Below are 18,764 nucleotides of genomic sequence, written 5' to 3'. Positions count from 1 at the left end.
TTCGTCCTCGCGTAGAGGGCTTCATCCTCGCACAAAGGGTGTCATCCTCGCACAAAGGGTGTCATCCTCGCGAAGGCGAGGATCTTCAAACTTTAAATAGGTCGTCCCACTCCGGGGCGGCCAGTTTTTTTACTGAGATGTCGTTTTTGGTGATGTTATTTTATACGAAATGTGGCACACCCAGGTCCGTATCGCCTTCCTTTACTCTTGCGAGAATCTCGAGGCCGGTCATGTCGTGCATCATGGCGATGTTGTCGTCTTCCATTTCGAGGTTCCCGCTCATGCCGTAGCGGTTCACGATTATCCCGCGAACGGAAATGCCTCGCGACCTGGCGTATTCTACCGTCAGTACGCAGGCGTTTATGGAGCCGAGGGCTGCCGTTGTCACGATGAGCAGCGGGAGCCCGAGTGCCTTCATGATATCTTCGAGGAATATTCTTTGCGGGGCGATGGCTTGGTCGTTTGTTGCGCGAGATGCACAAGATGCGCCTGCATCGTAACGGATGGGGCAGATGATTCCGCCCGAGCCTTCCGCGAATATGAATTCGTGACGGGAAAGCGCCGCCTCGAAGTCGGCGGTAACCTTCGCGAGTTCCACGGGGTTGCCTTCCTTGCGGGCGGCAAGGTGCGGGGAAACCGCCTCCCTGTAGACATAGCTCACGAGCTGCTCCTGCGTGTCGGGGAGATTTGCTATGCGTTTCACATAATCGGCGTCACCCGCAATCCATTTGCCGTCGCGGAGTTCCGCCCCGCTGAGGGCCGCCTTGTAGTAGCCCGCGTCGATTCCGGAGTCGCGCCATTTTTTCACGAGAAGCGCGGTAATGAATGTCTTGCCGACATCGGTCCCGGTTGCAGTAACGAAATAACCCTTGGGTTTAGACGAAAGACGAGAGGCGAAAGACGAATGATTTTTGAGGGCCATAATGTTAATCAATGCTTTTTATGATTTGAGAAATTGCAGTTGCGGCGGTTTGCAGTTCCTCTTGCGTGTGCGTCGCCATCAGGCTTGCGCGTAGGCGGGCCTGCCCGCGGGCGACTGTCGGGTAGCGGATGGCCGGAATGAGTATGCCGCGCTCCTGGAGCGTGGCAGAAACCTCGAGGGCGCGGGCCTCGTCGCCAACGACTATCGGGACGATTGCGGAAGGAGAGGGCTGCACGCCCAGGCCCTCGCGCTTCAACGCTTCGCAGAAGAACTTTACGTTGTCCTGAAGCTGCCTTACGCGCTCCGGGTGGCTACCGATGTATCGCAGGTTGTTGCATGCGGCGGCGGCAATCGCGGGCGCCATTGCCGTCGTGAAAATGAAACTGCGGGCCTTGTTGCGGAGGAAATCAATCAGTTGCTGCCTGCCCGCCACGAAGCCGCCCTCGGCGGCGACGGCTTTGCTCAATGTGCCGACGGTAACGTCGGCGTGAGCACAGCCGTAGTGTTCGGCAAGCCCCCTGCCGGTCTTGCCGACCACGCCCGTGGCGTGCGCCTCGTCAATCATGAGCAATACATCCTGTTCGCGGGCGACGCGCAGGAGTTCCGGCAAGTTCGCGAGGTCGCCATCCATGCTGAAGACGGCGTCGGTCACGATAAGCCCGCGGAAGGGCCGCGCATCTTGTTTCGCCTCTTGTTTCGCATCTTGCCCGCGAGAGCGTGCTTCAAGTTTCGCCTCGGCAATCGCGCGTTCCAGGTCCGCGATGTCGTTGTGCCTGTAGACCTTGCAACTGGCGCGTGAAAGCCTAATCCCGTCGATGATGCTCGCGTGGTTCAGTTCGTCGCTGAATACAAAGTCGTTCTTGCCGCAGAGTGCAGAAATTGTCCCCACGTTCGCCATGTATCCCGTGTTGAACGTGATTGCCGCCTCTTCGCCCTTGAACTGCGCAATGCATTCCTCGAGTTCGTCGTGCGGGGTCTTGTTGCCCGTGGTGAGGCGCGCGCCGCCGCTCCCGGTGCCCCATTGCAAAACGGCGTCGGCCATGCTGCGCTTGAGTTCGTCGATGTTGGACAAATCGAGGTAAGAATTGGATGCGAGCAGGAGCGTGTCGGTGGGGGCATGTCCTGAACCATTGCACGCGATTTTCACGTGCGACGCTTCCGGCGAAACGATGTGACGTAGGGTGCGGTAAGTGTTGCTTGCCCGCGCTGATTCTAGTGCGTCTTTCGTAAAAGAGTCTAAAATTTGTTCGTTCATGCCATTCTGCCGTCTACATCCACCAAGACTTTCTTCTTCTGTAAATAATCAATACACTCTTCGGCGCTCGCCTTGCGGGAATCGAACAGGAAAATACGGCCTCCGTTCTCGTCGCCCGCTTCCTTCATTTTCATTATGCGCACGTAGCCGAGTTCCTTGCTGGCCACATAGCCCGTCACGTATTCCGGGTCGTCGCTGATGCAGATTTCCGCCACGATTCCGGGCGCGTTCGCCACCTTGGTCGCGAGCACGATGGCTTCGTTGAAGTGGTTCTTGCAGCTGTCCACCACGTTGCCCCGGAGAGCGTCCATGTAGGTTGCGCGCACACCGCGTGCCTGGTCGGGTTCCAGGCGCTTTCCCGTCGCGATATCGTAGAGCATCGCCCCGCGCATCGGGAATGTCTTGCGCAATAATTCCGGCAGTTTATTTGCGAATTCCCTTATCGCGTCAGTCCCGGCACCGCCGGCGGCACTGCCCACGGCTTCGCCAATCAGCTCGAATGCTTTCTCCAGCCCTTCCTGCCACGTTTCTACGTCCACGCGGGTCACGGGCAACGCCTTCAAAATGCGGATATCGCTCTCGTGGACCTTCTCAATTTTCACGTTGATGAAATCCGGGTCGCCCTTCGAATGCGTCATGGCACGGCGCACCATCGCAGAGCAGACCGCCTCTACGTTTTCGCGTGCGACGATGCGTTCAGCGCCGGAAATATGCTGCTCGTGCCTCTGTTCGCCTTCACCGACCTGCTGCGATGCGCGCATCTTCAAACTGTAATAATCCATAAAAAATCTCGCTCCGGGATTGCAGAACAGCACCCTTATTCATGAAATTCGTCTTCGCCTTCTACAACCGGCGCGGGCTCGCACTCGCCAATCAGTTTAATCGCCTCGCAGATGCGGTCGATTTCCGTATCGCTCGTAATGAACGGCGGCATGGTGTAGACGTAGTTGCAGAAGGGCCGTAGCCACACGCCCGTTTCGCGAATCACGCGCAGTATATCGTCGGCACTGGGTTTCGCCTTCAGTTCTAGCACGCCGATTGCTCCGAGTACGCGCACGTCGGCCGCGTTCTCGAGACTGCGGAGCGGTTCCAGGTTTGCATGGAGCCGCTTCTCGATTCGGGCGACACTGCCTGCGTAGTCGCGGTTTTCGAAAAGCGAGAGCGATGCAATCCCTGCGGCGCAAGCGAGCGGGTTTGCCATGTAGGTAGGCCCGTGCATGAATGCGGGAATCCTGCTGTTCGTGATGGTGTCCGCCACCTTCCCGGATGCAATGCAGGCCGCCATCGTGATGCTTCCGCCGGTAAGCGCCTTGCCGATGCACATGATGTCCGGCTTTATCCCCGCATGCATCATCGCGAATCTCGGGCCGGTGCGGTAGAATCCCGAGGCGATTTCGTCAAGAATCAGCAGAATGCCGTAGCGGTCGCAAAGCTCGCGGAGTGCCTTCAGGTAGCCCGCGTTGTAAAGCCACATGCCGTTCCCGCCCTGGAAAACGGGTTCGCAGATGACGGCCGCGATTTCATCCTTGTGCTGTTCGACGACGCGTTCCATCGATGCGAAATCCGCCGGATTCCAGGCCTCGTCGAATCTGCAGTTCGGGCGTTCCGCAAAAAAGTGCTGCGGCATAATCCCGCGGAAAAGCACGTGCATTCCGTCGGGGTCGGAGAGTGCCATCGCGCCCGCGGTATCGCCGTGGTAGCCGCCCTTGAGGGCCACCAGCTTGCAGCGTTCCGGGCGGCCCAGCGCATGCTGGTACTGCAGTGCCATCTTGGCACTGCATTCCACGGCGATGCTTCCCGAATCCGCGAAGAAAATCTTGTCGAGCCCTTCCGGCAGGAACTTCACCAGTTTCTCGCCCAGTTCAATTGCGGGCTCGTGCGTGAACCCGCCGAACATCACGTGGCACATCCTTTCGCTTTGCCTGCGTATCGCTTCCACGATTTCGGGCGCATTGTGCCCGTGCGCCATGCACCACCAGCTAGAAACTGCATCGATGAGTTTCAGGCCGTCTGCCGTCTCGATTGTCGTGCCGTGGGCTGATTTTGCCAAAAAACGCGCCGGTGTATTTTTCAGGGCCGCGTAAGGGTGCCACAAGTGTTCGCTGTCGAATTTCTGTTTCTTGTTTAAATCGCAATCAAAAAAACTATCCATTTCGAATGCAAATATAGTTTTTCCTAATTCCTGTTGTCCTTGGACAACCCTATGGTGCGGACCCTGCTACAGAAAACGCCATATAAAAGTATATTTAAAATATCTAAGGTGTGAGGTGATTATGGAAACGAAACTGTTTGTCGCGGGGCTTGTGCTTTCCGCGGCCAATGCGTTCGGGGCTGTCTACTACGTGGCCACCGACGGTAACGACAGCAATGCGGGTTCGCAGGCGAAACCCTTCGCCACGCTCAAGAAGGCGAATGCCGTTGTGGCTCCCGGTGATACCGTGTGGGTTCGCGGCGGGACGTACTACCTCAGGGATACCACGTATGCAAGGAACGACGGTATGTCGGCGGGGATACTCCTGAACAGGAGCGGTGAAAGTGACAATAAGCGAATCCATTATCTTGCCTACCCTGGAGAACTCCCGATTTTTGACGGAACGAACCTGATGATAGGGCAGGCCTACAGCCATACGGGTTCCGTCGATAGCACCATGTACACGTCGGCGATTCTAATCCAGGCGAGCTACCTGCACCTGAAGGGCTTCGAGGTCCGTAACGTCCCCATGAAATACAATTCCAACGTGGGCGTCTACATTTCGCGCAGCAAGCACATATTTTTGGAACAAATTAACAGTCACCACAACAAGGGTGCAGGTTTTTTCGTGAACGAGCGCGGCACCGGCAGCGGCGGCGGACATTATTTCCTCAATTGCGACAGCCACGACAACTATGACCCGAACGGGCGTCAGGGCGATGGGGAAAATGCCGACGGTTTTGGCGTGCATTACCAGACAACGGGCGATACCACGAAATTTTACGGTTGCCGGGCGTGGTGGAACAGCGACGACGGATGGGATTTTATCAGCCAGGAATTCCCGGTGGTCATCGAGAACAGTTTCGCAATGGGGCACGGCTACAGCGATTACGGCACAAAGCACCCGGCGAATGCGAACGGGAACGGTTTCAAGGCGGGCAGCAGCCAGGCTGGGACCGGGCGGCATATCATCAGGAACTGTGTCGCCTGGAACAACTACTCGTCGGGCTTCTATGCGAACCACAGCAGCGTAGGGAACTACTGGTACAACAACACCTCGTACAACAATCGCGGGAACCAGTTCAACATGTGGGCGAGTTCCTGGGATGCCGCCGGTAACAGGACAGACGGCGTGGTGCTTACCGGGGCGAACGCTCACGTGATGAAGAATAACGTCGCCTTCCCGAACAAGACCGCCTATATCGGCGGCGATTATGCCAGCGGCGAATACAATACCTGGAACCTGAACATCACTCCGGCAAATTCCGACTTCGTGAGCGTTGCGGATCCGAGCCTGACGACGACCGGGAAAGACATCTCGGCGCTGGCAGGTGCGCTTGGCCCGCGCAAGCCCGATGGCAGCCTGCCCGATGTCGATTTCCTGAAGCTGAAGAGCGGGAGCCAGATGATTGACCGCGGGACCGACGTGGGGATTCCGTTTGTGGGCAAGGCTCCTGACCTCGGGGCGTATGAATACGGGGTAGCGTCTTCGAGTTCAACGCCGGCGACTTCCAGCTCGGTGGCACTGACCTCCAGCTCGGCAGAAGGAACCACGTCGCTTGCGGGTAACCTGCCTTCGCGCGAATGGACTGCAGAATCGGTGCAGGTGTTCGACATGCAGGGGCGTTTCCTCGGGACCCTGCAGAACGTGGATGCCGCGAATATAGCCCGGGAATTGCGTTCCCGTTACGGGAATCCGGGCATTTACTTTGTCCGTGCAGGGCGGGGCTCTGCACTTGTGGCTGTCCGCGCCTTTTAGCGAAATTTCAAAAAATTGGTCGTTCCTCCCTGGGAACGGCCTTTTTTTTATGAAAAACGCCTTTTTCGCGATTACTTTGTGGTAAAAATGTAAGGAAATGGTTGCTTTATCCGAAATAATAGATTAGTTTAATGGTAAGAATAGCAAGAAGGTGTTCTTTATCAGGTGGCTTGGTTATGGCGATGCAAGGCTCAATTGGAAATCCGGAATTCGAAGGCGGTATCGTCGAGTTCCTGAACACGGACAAGGTGGATCCGTTTGTCATATTCGATGCAGATACGCATGAAATCTATATGGTAAGCGCCTCGGTGTCGCGAATCTGGAAACCCGCAAAGGATTTTGAACCGGGCATAAAGCTAGAGGAATACTTCTTCACGGAAGATGAACTAGCCAGGATTTCTGTTGACGAGATTCTGGAAAGGAACGAGTCTATTTTCCATAGCCCGCGTACGGGGAAGTACGTAATCCTGAACCAGTCCCAGATTCTCTGGCGTGGGAAAAACGCCGTCTTTTTACGTATAAGTGAACGTACCGACCGCTATTTCGACCCCTTGACGGGGCTACCGAACATGGAATATGGCCGCCTGTGCGGCGAGAACTTCATCAATGATATCAGGGAGGCGGGCGGTACACCCGGACTAGTGTTCTTCGATATCGTGGGGATGAAGCTTTACAATAGCGCGAACGGTTTCCACAGGGGCGACGAGTTCCTGATATACTTTGCGTCATTCCTCAAGAAACGGTTTGGGAACGACCTGATTTGCCGTATCGCGAACGACCACTTCGCCGTGGTGACGGATATCTGCAACATCGAGGGCAAGCTGAATGAAATTCGGGGGTGCGTCAGGGGAGTCGTGTCGAAGATATCGATGGACCTCTATGTCGGCGTCTGCGAAATAGAGGAGTTCGGCGAATTCTTGGAAGCGACCGAGAAGGCGAAACTCGCCTGCAGTATCCAGAAGGGCAAGGGCGATAGCTTTATCCGCTATTACGACGAACGGCTGCACAAGGATTTGTTGCTGCAGAACTACGTGATAAGCCATGTGGACGAGGCTATTGCGAACGGCTACATCAAGATATACTACCAGCCTGTGGTCCGCACGATTACGGAAACCTTCTGCGGCATGGAGGCGCTTGCTCGCTGGATAGACCCGCAGTACGGATTCCTGAATCCGGGCGTTTTTATCGGGGCACTCGAGGATTCTAGACAAATTCACAAACTCGACAGCCACGTCATAGAACTTGTCTGCAAGGAAATGCGTGCGGAACTTGATAACGGCCGCCCGGTGGTTCCCGTCTCGTTCAACCTTTCCCGCCTGGACTTTGTCGGCTGCGACATTTTCGAGGTGGTCGAAAGGGCGCTTGCACAGTATGGGATAGACCACGAACTTATCCGTGTCGAGATTACGGAGAGCATCATGGCGTCGGACGCGTATATCCAGCGGGAAATAGAGCGGTTCCGCCTTGCCGGTTACGAAGTCTGGATGGACGATTTCGGGAGCGGATATTCCTCGCTGAATACCCTCAAGGACTACAAGTTCGACGAGCTCAAGATAGACATGGCGTTCCTCTCGAACCTGAACGAAGTTTCCCGCATCATTATCAGTTCGATGGTGCGCATGGCGAAGTGCCTGGGCCTGAAAACGCTGGCAGAGGGTGTCGAGACACAGGAGCAGATGGACTTTCTGAAGGAAATCGGCTGCGAGAAGGCGCAGGGCTACTACTATGGCAAGCCGCAACCCCTTGCCGATACCATGAAGCACATGGAAACAACGGGAATACTGGCCGAGAATCGGGAAATGCGGGGCGTTTTCTCGAAACTGGGTGCACTCGACTATCTGGTGGAAACGCCCATGTCGATAATGACCTACGAAAACGGGGTGTTCAAGTTCCTGTTTGCGAACAAGCAATACGAGGAACAGCTCCGGAGCCTCGGTTTTACGAGCAAGAAGGAAGTGGAAGACGCTTCGAACAATCCCCAGAATCCGGTGTACTACACGCTGCGCGAAGGGGAGAGAATGGCCTACATGTCGCCATGCGAAATGACGTATGCAACTCACGGGGTCTATGTATTCGTGAGGGGGAGCTTGGTTGCCGATATCAACGGCTGCCACATATACAACCTGATGCTGCGCAATACGCACGTGAGCGCCTACGACGGGTCGTCTAGCCAGAAGCGCTCGATTCTCCCGGCGAGAATGAAAACCGTCCTGCTTGCCGATAGCAATCCGCAGAGCAGGGCATTCCTCGAGAGCGTCTTGCGGGCGGATTACAACATGCTTCTCGCCAAGGATGGGGAGCAGGCGCACAACCTGTTGCTGGAACACAGGAACAACATTTCCCTTGTATTGCTCGATGCGAGCCTCCCGAAGATGGACGGCTTCAAACTTATCCAGGAATTCCAGGGGAGTGGGCGCGACATGCAGATACCCTTTGTCGTGATGACGGATAACCTGGAACTTGCGAAGGAAAGCATCCGCCTGGGCGCATACCAGTTTATCCTCAAGCCTATTACAGACAAGGGAATGATAAAGGCGAAGATTTCGGGCGCAATCAAGAATGCGGAAGTGTTGCACCAGGTGGCGTTGAACTATATGGAATATGTTCCCGGAGGAATCATTCTTATCAATGCCATGACGGGCAAGATCCTTTACGTGAATGCCCGAGCGCTTGATATATTCGAATGCGAAAGTGCAGAACAGTTCCGTGATTTTGTCGGGGCGAATTTCAGGAATGCGATTCTGCCCGAGGATTACGCGAAAGTTGGCGAAGAACTTAAGGAACAGTTCCAGAAAGATAGCGGCCTGACAAAGCAAATCTCTTACCGCACGAGAACGGGCAAGGGGAACATCAAGCGCATATACCATGTGGGCCGCGTCTACAAGGATACGCCCTATGGCCACATATTCTCGGCGTTTGTCTCGGAAGACGATATCGCGATGAAAAATTACTTTACCCGTAAGGACGCCTTTGCGAAGTTCCTTGCATCGGGCGAGGCGACGCACACGAAGTCGTACGATAAGGGGTACAAGGGATTCCTATTCTGGAACCTGACGAAGAACTCCCCGGTGCTCCGGATGGACGGCGTGTCGTATATCCCCAAGGAAATGGCCGAAACGTACACTTACGAAACGCACTACAGCTACCTGAGTTCCCTGATGCTGAAGAGCGAAGATAATGTGCGCAACGCGATGGACTATACCCGCGAACGGCTGATTCTCGATTACCTGAACAAGTGCATGGTGCACCCGCTTGACATAAGCTACGACATAGACGGCTACCAGTTTACCATCCGTTCAACCTTCGACATGATGATGGACCCCGATTCGGGCGACATTATCCTGAAGCTCGTGAACGAATGCATAAGGACGACGAAGGACGGGTAGGGCCGTTGGCTTCGGGTTTGCTAAATTGTTCATAATGAAAAAAGAAAGATCCATGCTGAAAAGGCTTTTACCTGTTTGCATAGTTGTGCTTCTGCTTGTCGCCTGTTGCAAGTCCATAATGCCTCCTGGGTGATGATGGTAATATAGGAGTTTTTTTCCTTCCGTTTGAACAATCAAGTATTTCTTGACGGTTGGATTGTGCTGATGTTTTTTTTTCAATTTTGGACGCGCCAGTGGGGAACACACATAAAACAAGAAAGCCCCGACTCGTAATGAGTCAGGGCTGAATTCTCTTTGTTTGGATTTAACATTCAATCTTTGAAAAATCAATATCCTTGTAGAATTCGCTGACTTTGGAGATGTCGAAATCTTCCCTGTCAAAGATATTGTTTTTTAGCCCTGCTGAGATTACTTCGTAAAGAGTTTCTTTGAGAGGGGGCAAATCTTCAAGCAACATAGACCGCTTCTTCCAATGCGTGGCGAACAATGATAGGGCTTGCGTGCTTTTGAATGACCAGGTCAACCTTTTTGCCGGTTCTCATTTCGAGTTCTTCTCTCAGACCTATCAAGTCATGGTAGTCTTCGAAATCGGAAACAATCAAGTCGATGTCGTTGGGCTCGTCGCTTCTTGTTGATGAACCGAAAATGCCAACATTCTTCAACCGGTACTTTGCCAAAAGTCCGTGCTGTTTGAAGACATCCTTGATTTTATTCGCCATTGCCATACTTTTAATATACATTTTTTTCAATGGAAGGAGCAATAATACGGCTTGACCCCGTAGGGAAAACGCCCACAAACAAAGCAAAAGACCCCGGCATTCTTGCCGAGGTCTTTAATTGTTTTATGGATTGACGGCTTTGCCGTCCGTGGCTACGGCTCACCAATAAAAATATGCTAGCATATTTTTGCTGGATTCGCCTTGCACACTATTCTATCGGAGCTTCGCTCCTCCAGAATGACACCAGGGCGCGCGAACGCCCTACCGTCAATTAAGCCTTCCTATAGCTTTCCATCGCTTCCACGTTCACGCTCTTCACAAAGTTGTAGTGCTTTGCGACTTCCGCTTCGGCGAGGTTCAGGTACACCTTCATGCTCTTTTCGAACAGTTCAGGTGCCTTGGTGGCGTCGCGGAGCATGAGCTGGCTCATCACGCAGTTGGCGGCGAGTTCGTAGAGATGGCGGCTGCAAAGGTCGGTGAACTCGTTGTTGTTCGCGGCCTTCACAACTTCGATGGCTTCGTTGAACTTCGCGTCCATGGCCTTAGCGCGGGCCTTGAGGCTCTCGTATTCGGCGGCCACTTCGCCCGCTTCCAGTTCCTCGAGCATCTGGCTGTAGGTACCGGTGGTGATGTGCGGGAGGGCGGCAACCGTCTGCAACTGCGTCGTGCCTTCGTAAATCGAAGTAATACGTGCATCGCGGTAGAGGCGCTGGCAAGCGTATTCGAGCATGTAGCCCGAACCACCGTGAACCTGGATACAGTCGTAGCTGTTCTGGTTTGCGTATTCGGAGTTCATGCCCTTCGCAAGCGGCGTGCAAGCAGAAGCGAGCTTCTGGTAGAGCTTGAGTTCTGCCTTCTCCTCGTCGGTGAGCTTGCGGGTGCGCTCGATGTCCTCGAGGCCCTTGTAGATATCTACATAGCGGGCTGTCTGGTACAGGAGTGCGCGGCCTGCGTCGAGGCGTGCCTTGATGTTCGAAATCATCTCATAGACGGCCGGGAAGTTCACGATGGCCTGGCCGAACTGCTTGCGGTCCTTGGCGTATGCCAATGCTTCGTTATATGCCATCTGGCTGATGCCCACGGACTGTGCGGCAATGCCGAGACGGGCGCCGTTCATGAGGGCCATCACGTACTTGATGAGGCCGAACTTGCGGCGGCCACAGAGTTCAGCCTTCGCGTTCTTATAGACAAGTTCGCAGGTCGGGCTTCCGTGAATGCCGAGCTTGTTCTCGATGCGGCGCACGTTCACGCCGCCGTCGCGCTTGTCGTAAATGAACATGGAAAGGCCACGACCGTCGTGGGTGCCTTCTTCGGAGCGGGCGAGCACCAAGTGAATGTCGGAGTCGCCGTTCGTGATGAAGCGCTTCACGCCGTTCAGGTACCAGCACTTGTCTTCTTCGCTGTAGGTGGCCTTGAGCATCACGCGCTGCAGGTCGGAACCGGCATCGGGTTCGGTCAGGTCCATGGACATCGTCTCGCCGGCGCACACGCGCGGGATAAAGCGGGAACGCTGGTCCTCGTCGCCGAATTCATACAAGGTCTCGATGCAGTCCTGGAGGGACCAGATGTTCTCGAAACCGGCATCTGCAGAGGCGATCATTTCGTTGATGGCCGTGTAGGCGGTAATCGGGAAGTTGAGGCCGCCGAAGCGGCGCGGCATGGTGACACCGTTGAGGCCAGCCTTGCGGGTGGCTTCCAGGTTCTCGTAGGTCTTGCTTGCGTAACGCACGCGGCCGTCTTCGCAGTGGGGGCCTTCGGCGTCCACGTCTTCGGAGTTCGGGAAGATGGTGTTCGCGGTGATGTCGCCTGCGACTTCGAGCACGCGGTTGTAGCTGTCTATCGCGTCGGCGTAGTCTTCCGGCGCATAGTCAAAGCTGTCCTTGTCGGCGTAGCCGTTTTCCTTGAGTTCCACGATGCGCTGCATCAAAGGAGAGCTTTCAAGGTTGAACTTAATCTCTGGATGGTCTGTGTAAAAATTCGCCATAACGCCTACTTGTTGTTTGCCTTGTAATACTTGATCATCTTCGGGATGACCTCTTCGACGGTGCCGTTGATCACGTAGTCAGCGATAGCGTTGATCGGGGCGTCGGGGTCGGAGTTCACGGAGATGATGATTCCTGAATCCTGCATGCCGGCGAGGTGCTGAATCTGGCCGGAGATACCGCAGGCGATATACACCTTCGGGCGTACGGTCACGCCGGTCTGGCCAATCTGGCGGTCATGATCGGCAAAGCCCGCGTCGATAGCGGCACGGCTTGCGCCCACTTCGGCGTGGAGTTCCTTCGCCAGTTCGAACAGCATGTCGAAGTTTTCCTTGGAACCCATGCCGTAACCACCGGCGACCACGATGGGTGCACCCTTGAGGTTGTGCTTGGCCTTTTCCACATGGCGTTCCAGCACCTTGACCACGTATTCCGTTTCCGGCACGTACTTAGCCACGTCGTGCTTGATGACTTCGCCCTTGTAGTTCGGGTCCACGATTTCCTTCTTCATCACGCCTTCGCGCACCGTCGCCATCTGCGGGCGGTGTTCCGGGTTCACGATGGTAGCGACGATGTTGCCGCCGAACGCCGGGCGAATCTGGCAGAGCTGGTTTTCGTAGAACTTCTTCACGCCGCCGATGCTCATTTCGAAGCTGTCGATTTCGAGTTCGGTACAGTCGGCGGTAAGGCCGCTGTGCATGGCGCTGGAGATGCGCGGGCCGAGGTCACGGCCAATCACCGTTGCACCCAGCAGGCAAATCTGCGGCTGCTCTTCCTTGAAGAGGTTCACCACGAGAGAAGCGTGCGGGTTGGTGGTGTAGGGGAAGAGCCCCTCGGCGTCGAACACATGGACCTTGTCCACACCGTAGGGGAACACCTGCTTTTCAATTCCGTCGAGGCCCTTGCCTGCGCAGATGCATTCGAGCTGAACGCCGAGCGTGTTGGCGAGCTTGCGGCCCTTGGACAAAAGTTCGAGGGAAACATCGACAACGGTCGTGCCCTCAATTTCGCAATATACAAATACGTTATTCATAGGCTAGCCAATAATCTTCCCGTCTAAAAGTTCCTTGATAAGTCCTTCGACGTCGGCGTCGCTTGCTGTGAGCGTGCGGCTTTCCTTCGCCTTGAACACGATGTTCTTGACAGCCTTCACGTTCGTCGGAGAACCGGCCTTACCGATCTGGGCAGGGTCTGCGTCGATGTCGGCGGCGCCCCACTGCGGAATGTTCAGGTAGGGCTTCTTCGCGATGAGGGCTTCGTACTTTTCGGCATCTTCCGGCTTGCGTTCGGCAACCACAGTCGCATTCTTGAACTTCATGAGGCGCTTTGCGTTGCGCGGACGGCACGGGGCCGCACTTCCGTTCACGGTCACGACCAGCGGGAGCGGTGCTTCCACCGTTTCCACGCCACCGTCGATGTGGCGGCGGATCACGACCTTGCGGGCCTTTTCGTCGAGGGAGAGAATTTCTTCGGCGTAGGTCACCTGGGTGAGGCCCAGCTTTTCTGCAATCTGCGGACCGACCTGTGCGGTATCGCCGTCGATAGCCTGGCGGCCACCGAGAATAATGTCGTAGTCGCCAATCTTCTTGACGGCCTGGGCGAGCGTGTAGCTCGTAGCGAGAGTGTCAGCACCACCGAGCGGGCGGTCCGTCACCACGAAACCTTCGTCGGCACCGCGGTACAGAGCTTCGCGGATAACTTCGGCAGACTTCGGGAGACCCATCGTCAGCACAGAAATGGTGGAACCCGGGAACTGGTCCTTCAAACGAAGGGCTTGCTCCAGGGCGTTCAGGTCTTCGGGGTTGAAGACCGCGGGCAATGCGGCACGATTGATGGTTCCCTGCTCCGTCATGGCATCGGGGCCCACGTTTCGTGTATCAGGTACTTGCTTAGCAAGCACAACGATTTTAAGACTCATTATATCCTTATAGTGTTGAATTTACGTTTTATGTTTTGCTGTGTACAAGATAGAAATTATCGGGTGCCTCGCCCCGACCTCCAGTAGAGGTCTTTCCCACGTCATCTCCGCATAAGAAAATTGACGTTTTTTTGTAATAAAATCGCTGACCGGCGTTTTTGTCCCCCGTTTCGACCTATTGCGCCAAAATACCTGTCGGGCGTATATTTGTGGCATGAATGCCCGCCTGTCAATGAATGAATTTACATCTTGCACACTTAAACTTGAAAATAAGTGTGTGAGTTGTGTTTACTTTTTACACGAAAAGTTGTATATTTTCGTTATAAAAGTAAACTTTCTCGGGGGTAGTATCATGAAAAAAGCAATTTTAGATGCGGCAAAAAGGAACGGAGATATGTTGACTACGGCGCAGGCCGTTCGTTATGGAATCTCAAAGACCATGCTTGCTAAATACGTTGAGCAAAATAAACTAATCCGTGTTAGGCACGGCCTGTATGCCTTGCCAGACTCAATTATTGACGATGTGTTTGCGTTGTACTTACAAAATCCGAATATAGTTTTTTCGCATGAAAGTGCTCTTTTTTTGAACGGCCTTGCCGAAAGGACTCCTTTCAAACAATCGGTGACTGTTCCGTCCAATAGGGTTCTTCCAAAACCCGTCAAGGAACAGTGCTCATGCTTTTACATCCGGCCAACTTATTTCAAATTAGGCCTAACCCGTCGCAAAACGACGTTCGGAAACGATGTCCCCTGTTATGATGCCGAACGGACAGTTTGCGATATTGTTCGGAGCCGTCGACGCATCGACGAAGAAACGGTTGTTGCCGCTATAAAAAACTATGCTCGTTCCGTTCAGAAAGATTTGTTTAAACTCTACGAATATTCAACCACAATGTCTATTTATCCGACAATAAAACAGTACATGGAGGTGCTTATTTGAAACAACGTACTCCGAATGCGACTCGGCTTAAGGCTAAAATAAATGCTTATGCAAAATACAATGCAATTTCTGCGCAAGTTGTTATGCAGAATTTTATGTTTGAACGACTTGCCGAAAGAATTGCTCGCTCAAGATATGCATCAAACTTTGTAATCAAAGGTGGTTTGCTTTTATCCTTAATTCTTGGTTTGGATAAACGTACAACGATGGATATCGATACGACAATCGTCAACTATCCGATGTCCTATGATAAAATTATTGAAGCGATGCAGGAAATTATAAAGATTGATTTGAATGATTGTGTTACGTTTGAAATTGTATCTTCGGATGCTATAAGAAAAGATGATGCCTATGGTGGATATTGTTTGAGAATGAATGCTTTTTTTGAATCTGTAGTGACGCCTCTTTTTATTGATATTACGACAGGCGATTCAATTGTTCCGGCGCCAGCAATATTTGGATATAGAAAAATTTTTTCTGATGAACTTTTCCTTGTGTATTCTTACCCCATTGAAACGGTGCTGGCTGAAAAGCTGGAAACCATCGTGACGAGGGGCGCGTTCAATACACGCCCGCGCGATTACTATGATGTTCACATGCTGACAAAGTCTGTTGGGTTTGATGTCGAAATGTTGAAGCGCGCCTTACTTGCTACCTCGAAACACCGCCAAACGATGGATATTGTGACGCAGGAATATGCTCAGCGTTTGGATGTTATCTCACAAAGCGACAATGTTCGCCGCTTATGGGAAAAGTATTGCAAAACATTTAATTATGCCAAGGGGATTCCGTTTGAAACGGTCATGGAATCGGTGCGGAACCTGCTCAATAGCGTCCTGGCATAGCGATTTCTATTTTGCCACTTCCACGTAAACGCCCTTGGGCAGGTCGGGGAGGGTGCCGTTGGCGTTGCGCACCCCTACGGGCTGGCCGAGCACGTTGAATATCCTGTTCCCGGGCTTGCCGTAACGAGCCTTCTCTATATTGCGGATGATGGTGGTGCCACCTTCGATTGTCACCTTGATTTCGAAGGTGACCTGCTTGCTCCCGTAAACGAGCGCTTGACGCATGGTGAAGGTGTCCCCGCCCTTGACCTTGTTCGGCATGTGGCCGATTTTCGTGGTCATGGTCGTAAGGTCCACGTTGGAGAACACGATGCTGGTGCCGTTCGGGTCCCAGGTCGCGATTTTGCCGTCCTTGTCAAACCAGTGGCCGGTGCCTTCGCCGGTCGTTTGGCTGTTGAGCGTTCCGTCGGGTTCTACGCCATAGAATTCTACTTTGTCTTCAATTTCGGTCCGCTTGATTCCGAAGATGCTCGCAACTTCATTGCCGTTCAGGTCGAGCGTTACGGGCGCATAGTTGTCGCTTATCGGGAGTGTCGTTTCGAGCGCGATTTTCTGGACGGTGATTTCGACAGAACTGCTGGATGCAGGCTCCGACGAACTGGACGAAGGCTCGGTGCAGTTCTCGCCGATGCAGAACGTGAGCGTCTCTCCGGGCGTCCCGATGTCGGTGATTTTCAATCCCGTCTTGGAACCGTTATACCAGCGGATAGCGGGGTAGGCGTCATCTGAAAATTCCGCGTTGGTTCCGCTCTTGAAGAACGTGTTGGCGGTGCTGCCCGGGCTTGGCCACTGGTCGCCGGGATTGTCGCTTGATTTGCCTGCGGCGTTCGCGTGCACGATTCGGAGTCCGAGCTTGTCTGCAGCGGAATTGCCTTCAATCGAAAAATCGTAGTGTTGCATCAAGAGCCCGCTCCCGGCGAGTACCTTGTTGCGACCTTTGTTTTGTACGTAAGACCAGACGAGGCCTTCCTGGTTCGGCCTTGCGGGGTTCTTGTAGCGGTAGCAGAATTCACCCGGTTTCGTGACCTCGAGGCCTGTTACGTTGTCTACATCGTCGCTCGTGATGTCCACGAACGGAATCCAGCCCTGGTCCGCACGGTAGAAGTCGTTTATCGCCACCGGGTTCAGGTCGTTTGCGCGGTTACCCATGGTGCAGTAGTCGCCGTACCAGTAGAGGTCCGGCCAGCCGAAAATCATGTGCCCCGATTCATGCACAAAGACGTATATCGAAAACTTGCCCGGCATGTCCGTCATCTGGTGGTGCGTGAGCTTTACTCCGTCACGCCTTTCGCTGGACCATCCGGAATGCGGCCACAGGCCCTGCCCCCATGTCTGTCCGGGGCCTGCATACACGATGTTTATGGCTTCGGTGGTGCCGTCCTTGTCGTTGTCGTAACGTGAAAAATCGACTTGTGAATCGAAATACGCGAAAACTTCTTTCATCAGCGAATCGGAACCCGAGTATCCCTGCAAACCTTCGTACCAGGATTTGGGATGTTTTGCGCGGTACCAGCCGTAGACTTCGTTCGTGAGGTCCAGCTGCCCGTTGGAAACGTCGAGGTAGTAGTCGCGCACGGAACCGTTGCAGCCATCCCTGTTGAAGCCTTCCTTGTTGAGCCATTCCTCGACGTCGCTCACCGTAACGGGAGCCGCCTGGTCCGAGAAATCTACGAGCAGGGTAAGGCTGTAGATTTTGCCCTTGGGTGCGGCGTAGTGGCTCTTGGTCGTGACCGCTGTCGTTTTCATGAGGGTGCGGTTGTTGAACGTGGGCATGGCCTCGGCGGGCCATTCCTGGACGCGCTTCCCCTGGTACACGATGTCGGCGAACGCCATCGCGGGCAGCATCAATGCGATAAGACTAAAAAACGGAATCCTGTTTTTCATAAACATCCCTCTGCGAGAATCATACACCCGGTACTAATATATTCTTTTTTGGGACGAAACGGTTGCCTGTAGCAAAGAATCCGTGTTAAAGACGTGTAATAATTTGTTGTTTGTTTTTCCTCCCCGCATTTTATTACATTTTCCCTGAAACATGAGCCTGGATCCTTCGGCTTCATGCCTTGCGGCATTACGCTCAGGATGACAAGGTGCAACAAATAATTGGTAGACTATGAAATTTAAAAGAATTCTCTTGAAGCTCAGTGGCGAAGCCCTCGCAGGCGAAAAGGGCCACGGTATCGACAATACTATTCTCTCCGACATGGCATCCGAAATTGCCTCCATCGTCAAGCAGGGCGTGCAGGTCGCGCTCGTGATTGGCGGCGGCAACCTTGTCCGCGGTATTTCTGCATCTGCAGGCGGCATGAACCGCGCCCAGGGCGATGCCATGGGCATGCTCGGCACCGTGATGAACGGCCTCGCCATGCAGGACGCCCTCGACAAGCAGGGAATCGACTCGGTGGTGATGTCCGCCATCCGCATGGAACCGGTCTGCGAATTCTTCGACCGCCGCAAGGCTTTGAAGCTCCTTTCCGCGGGCTCTGTGGTGATTTTCTCCGCCGGTACGGGCAACCCGTTCTTTACTACTGACAGCTGCGCCGCTCTTCGTGCCATCGAAAGCGAATGCGACGTCATCATGAAGGCCACCAAGGTCGACGGCATCTACACCGCAGACCCGGTCAAGGACCCGACAGCCACCCGCTTCGACGACATCAGCTACAAGGAAGTCATTTCCCGCGGCCTCAAGGTCATGGATACCGCAGCCGTCGCCCTCTGCATGGAAAACAACATGCCCATCTTCGTGTTCAAGATGGAAAAGGGCAATTTGACCCGCGCGGCCATCGAAGGCGACCTCGGCACGCTGGTCCACTGCTAGGGATTTTTACTTATATTTAACTACGGAAA

15 protein-coding genes are annotated in these 18,764 nt (G+C 54.0%); 5 read left to right on the top strand and 10 right to left on the bottom strand.

Annotated features, from left to right (window positions below; translation table 11 throughout):
- Positions 1-160: 160 nt before the first annotated feature.
- Genes bioD through bioA form a run of 4 tightly spaced genes read right to left on the bottom strand, consistent with a single transcriptional unit; the run spans position 161 to position 4,329 of the window.
- Entirely contained in the window at positions 161-922 is a 762-nt protein-coding gene (gene bioD, locus BUB22_RS12230; RefSeq protein ID WP_072807891.1) for a dethiobiotin synthase, read from the bottom strand.
- Between the two features lie 4 nt (positions 923-926).
- Positions 927-2,177: an aminotransferase class I/II-fold pyridoxal phosphate-dependent enzyme gene (locus BUB22_RS12225; RefSeq protein WP_073115408.1), complete on the bottom strand. Its 1,251-nt coding sequence runs from the start codon at positions 2,175-2,177 to the stop codon at positions 927-929.
- Positions 2,174-2,959, bottom strand: coding sequence for a 6-carboxyhexanoate--CoA ligase (locus tag BUB22_RS12220; RefSeq protein ID WP_073115405.1), 786 nt, complete (start codon positions 2,957-2,959; stop codon positions 2,174-2,176). The genes BUB22_RS12225 and BUB22_RS12220 overlap by 4 nt, the downstream gene beginning before the upstream one ends.
- 35 nt (positions 2,960-2,994) lie before the next feature.
- The gene (gene bioA / locus BUB22_RS12215) at positions 2,995-4,329 is read right to left on the bottom strand and encodes an adenosylmethionine--8-amino-7-oxononanoate transaminase (protein ID WP_073115403.1); all 1,335 of its coding nucleotides are present in this window, start codon (positions 4,327-4,329) and stop codon (positions 2,995-2,997) included.
- Positions 4,330-4,450: 121 nt separating this feature from the next.
- Here bioA and BUB22_RS12210 point away from each other — a divergent pair, with 121 nt between their 5' ends.
- Positions 4,451-6,127 carry a right-handed parallel beta-helix repeat-containing protein gene (locus BUB22_RS12210; protein WP_073115400.1) on the top strand — a complete coding sequence of 559 codons (1,677 nt, stop codon included), beginning with the start codon at positions 4,451-4,453 and terminating at the stop codon, positions 6,125-6,127.
- 176 nt (positions 6,128-6,303) lie between these two features.
- Entirely contained in the window at positions 6,304-9,513 is a 3,210-nt protein-coding gene (locus BUB22_RS12205; RefSeq protein WP_073115397.1) for an EAL domain-containing protein, read from the top strand.
- 304 nt (positions 9,514-9,817) lie between these two features.
- Here the strand turns inward: BUB22_RS12205 and BUB22_RS16775 are convergent, their stop codons facing one another.
- The 5 genes from BUB22_RS16775 to BUB22_RS12185 all read right to left on the bottom strand — a co-directional run bounded on the left by BUB22_RS16775 (position 9,818) and on the right by BUB22_RS12185 (position 14,132).
- Positions 9,818-9,970 carry a hypothetical protein gene (locus BUB22_RS16775; protein WP_175547292.1) on the bottom strand — a complete coding sequence of 51 codons (153 nt, stop codon included), beginning with the start codon at positions 9,968-9,970 and terminating at the stop codon, positions 9,818-9,820.
- Positions 9,960-10,238 carry a nucleotidyltransferase family protein gene (locus BUB22_RS12200; protein ID WP_139258987.1) on the bottom strand — a complete coding sequence of 93 codons (279 nt, stop codon included), beginning with the start codon at positions 10,236-10,238 and terminating at the stop codon, positions 9,960-9,962. The genes BUB22_RS16775 and BUB22_RS12200 overlap by 11 nt, the downstream gene beginning before the upstream one ends.
- Before the next feature lie 265 nt (positions 10,239-10,503).
- Entirely contained in the window at positions 10,504-12,216 is a 1,713-nt protein-coding gene (locus tag BUB22_RS12195; protein WP_073115392.1) for an acyl-CoA dehydrogenase family protein, read from the bottom strand.
- A gap of 5 nt (positions 12,217-12,221) precedes the next feature.
- A complete protein-coding gene (locus BUB22_RS12190) occupies positions 12,222-13,247 on the bottom strand; it encodes an electron transfer flavoprotein subunit alpha/FixB family protein (RefSeq protein ID WP_072807905.1) in 1,026 nt (341 codons plus the stop codon).
- 3 nt (positions 13,248-13,250) lie between these two features.
- Positions 13,251-14,132, bottom strand: a complete 882-nt coding sequence (locus tag BUB22_RS12185) for an electron transfer flavoprotein subunit beta/FixA family protein (RefSeq protein ID WP_073115389.1) — start codon at positions 14,130-14,132, stop codon at positions 13,251-13,253.
- A 352-nt stretch (positions 14,133-14,484) separates the two neighbouring features.
- On the opposite strand from BUB22_RS12185, the gene BUB22_RS12180 reads away from it, so the two are divergent.
- On the top strand, positions 14,485-15,072 hold the full coding sequence (locus BUB22_RS12180) for a type IV toxin-antitoxin system AbiEi family antitoxin domain-containing protein (protein WP_073115459.1): 588 nt from the start codon (positions 14,485-14,487) through the stop codon (positions 15,070-15,072).
- Positions 15,069-15,917 carry a nucleotidyl transferase AbiEii/AbiGii toxin family protein gene (locus BUB22_RS12175; protein WP_073115387.1) on the top strand — a complete coding sequence of 283 codons (849 nt, stop codon included), beginning with the start codon at positions 15,069-15,071 and terminating at the stop codon, positions 15,915-15,917. The genes BUB22_RS12180 and BUB22_RS12175 overlap by 4 nt, the downstream gene beginning before the upstream one ends.
- A gap of 6 nt (positions 15,918-15,923) precedes the next feature.
- Here the strand turns inward: BUB22_RS12175 and BUB22_RS12170 are convergent, their stop codons facing one another.
- On the bottom strand, positions 15,924-17,801 hold the full coding sequence (locus BUB22_RS12170) for a M6 family metalloprotease domain-containing protein (protein WP_073115456.1): 1,878 nt from the start codon (positions 17,799-17,801) through the stop codon (positions 15,924-15,926).
- Between the two features lie 229 nt (positions 17,802-18,030).
- On the opposite strand from BUB22_RS12170, the gene pyrH reads away from it, so the two are divergent.
- Positions 18,031-18,735 (top strand): UMP kinase, encoded by a 705-nt coding sequence (gene pyrH, locus BUB22_RS12165; protein ID WP_072798184.1) that lies wholly within the window; start codon positions 18,031-18,033, stop codon positions 18,733-18,735.
- Positions 18,736-18,764: the final 29 nt, after the last annotated feature.

This window comes from Fibrobacter sp. UWCM (assembly GCF_900129735.1).
In the GTDB taxonomy this organism is placed as follows: domain Bacteria; phylum Fibrobacterota; class Fibrobacteria; order Fibrobacterales; family Fibrobacteraceae; genus Fibrobacter.
Note: the sequence above shows the minus strand (reverse complement) of the source record. Positions and strands in the feature narration are given on the sequence as shown.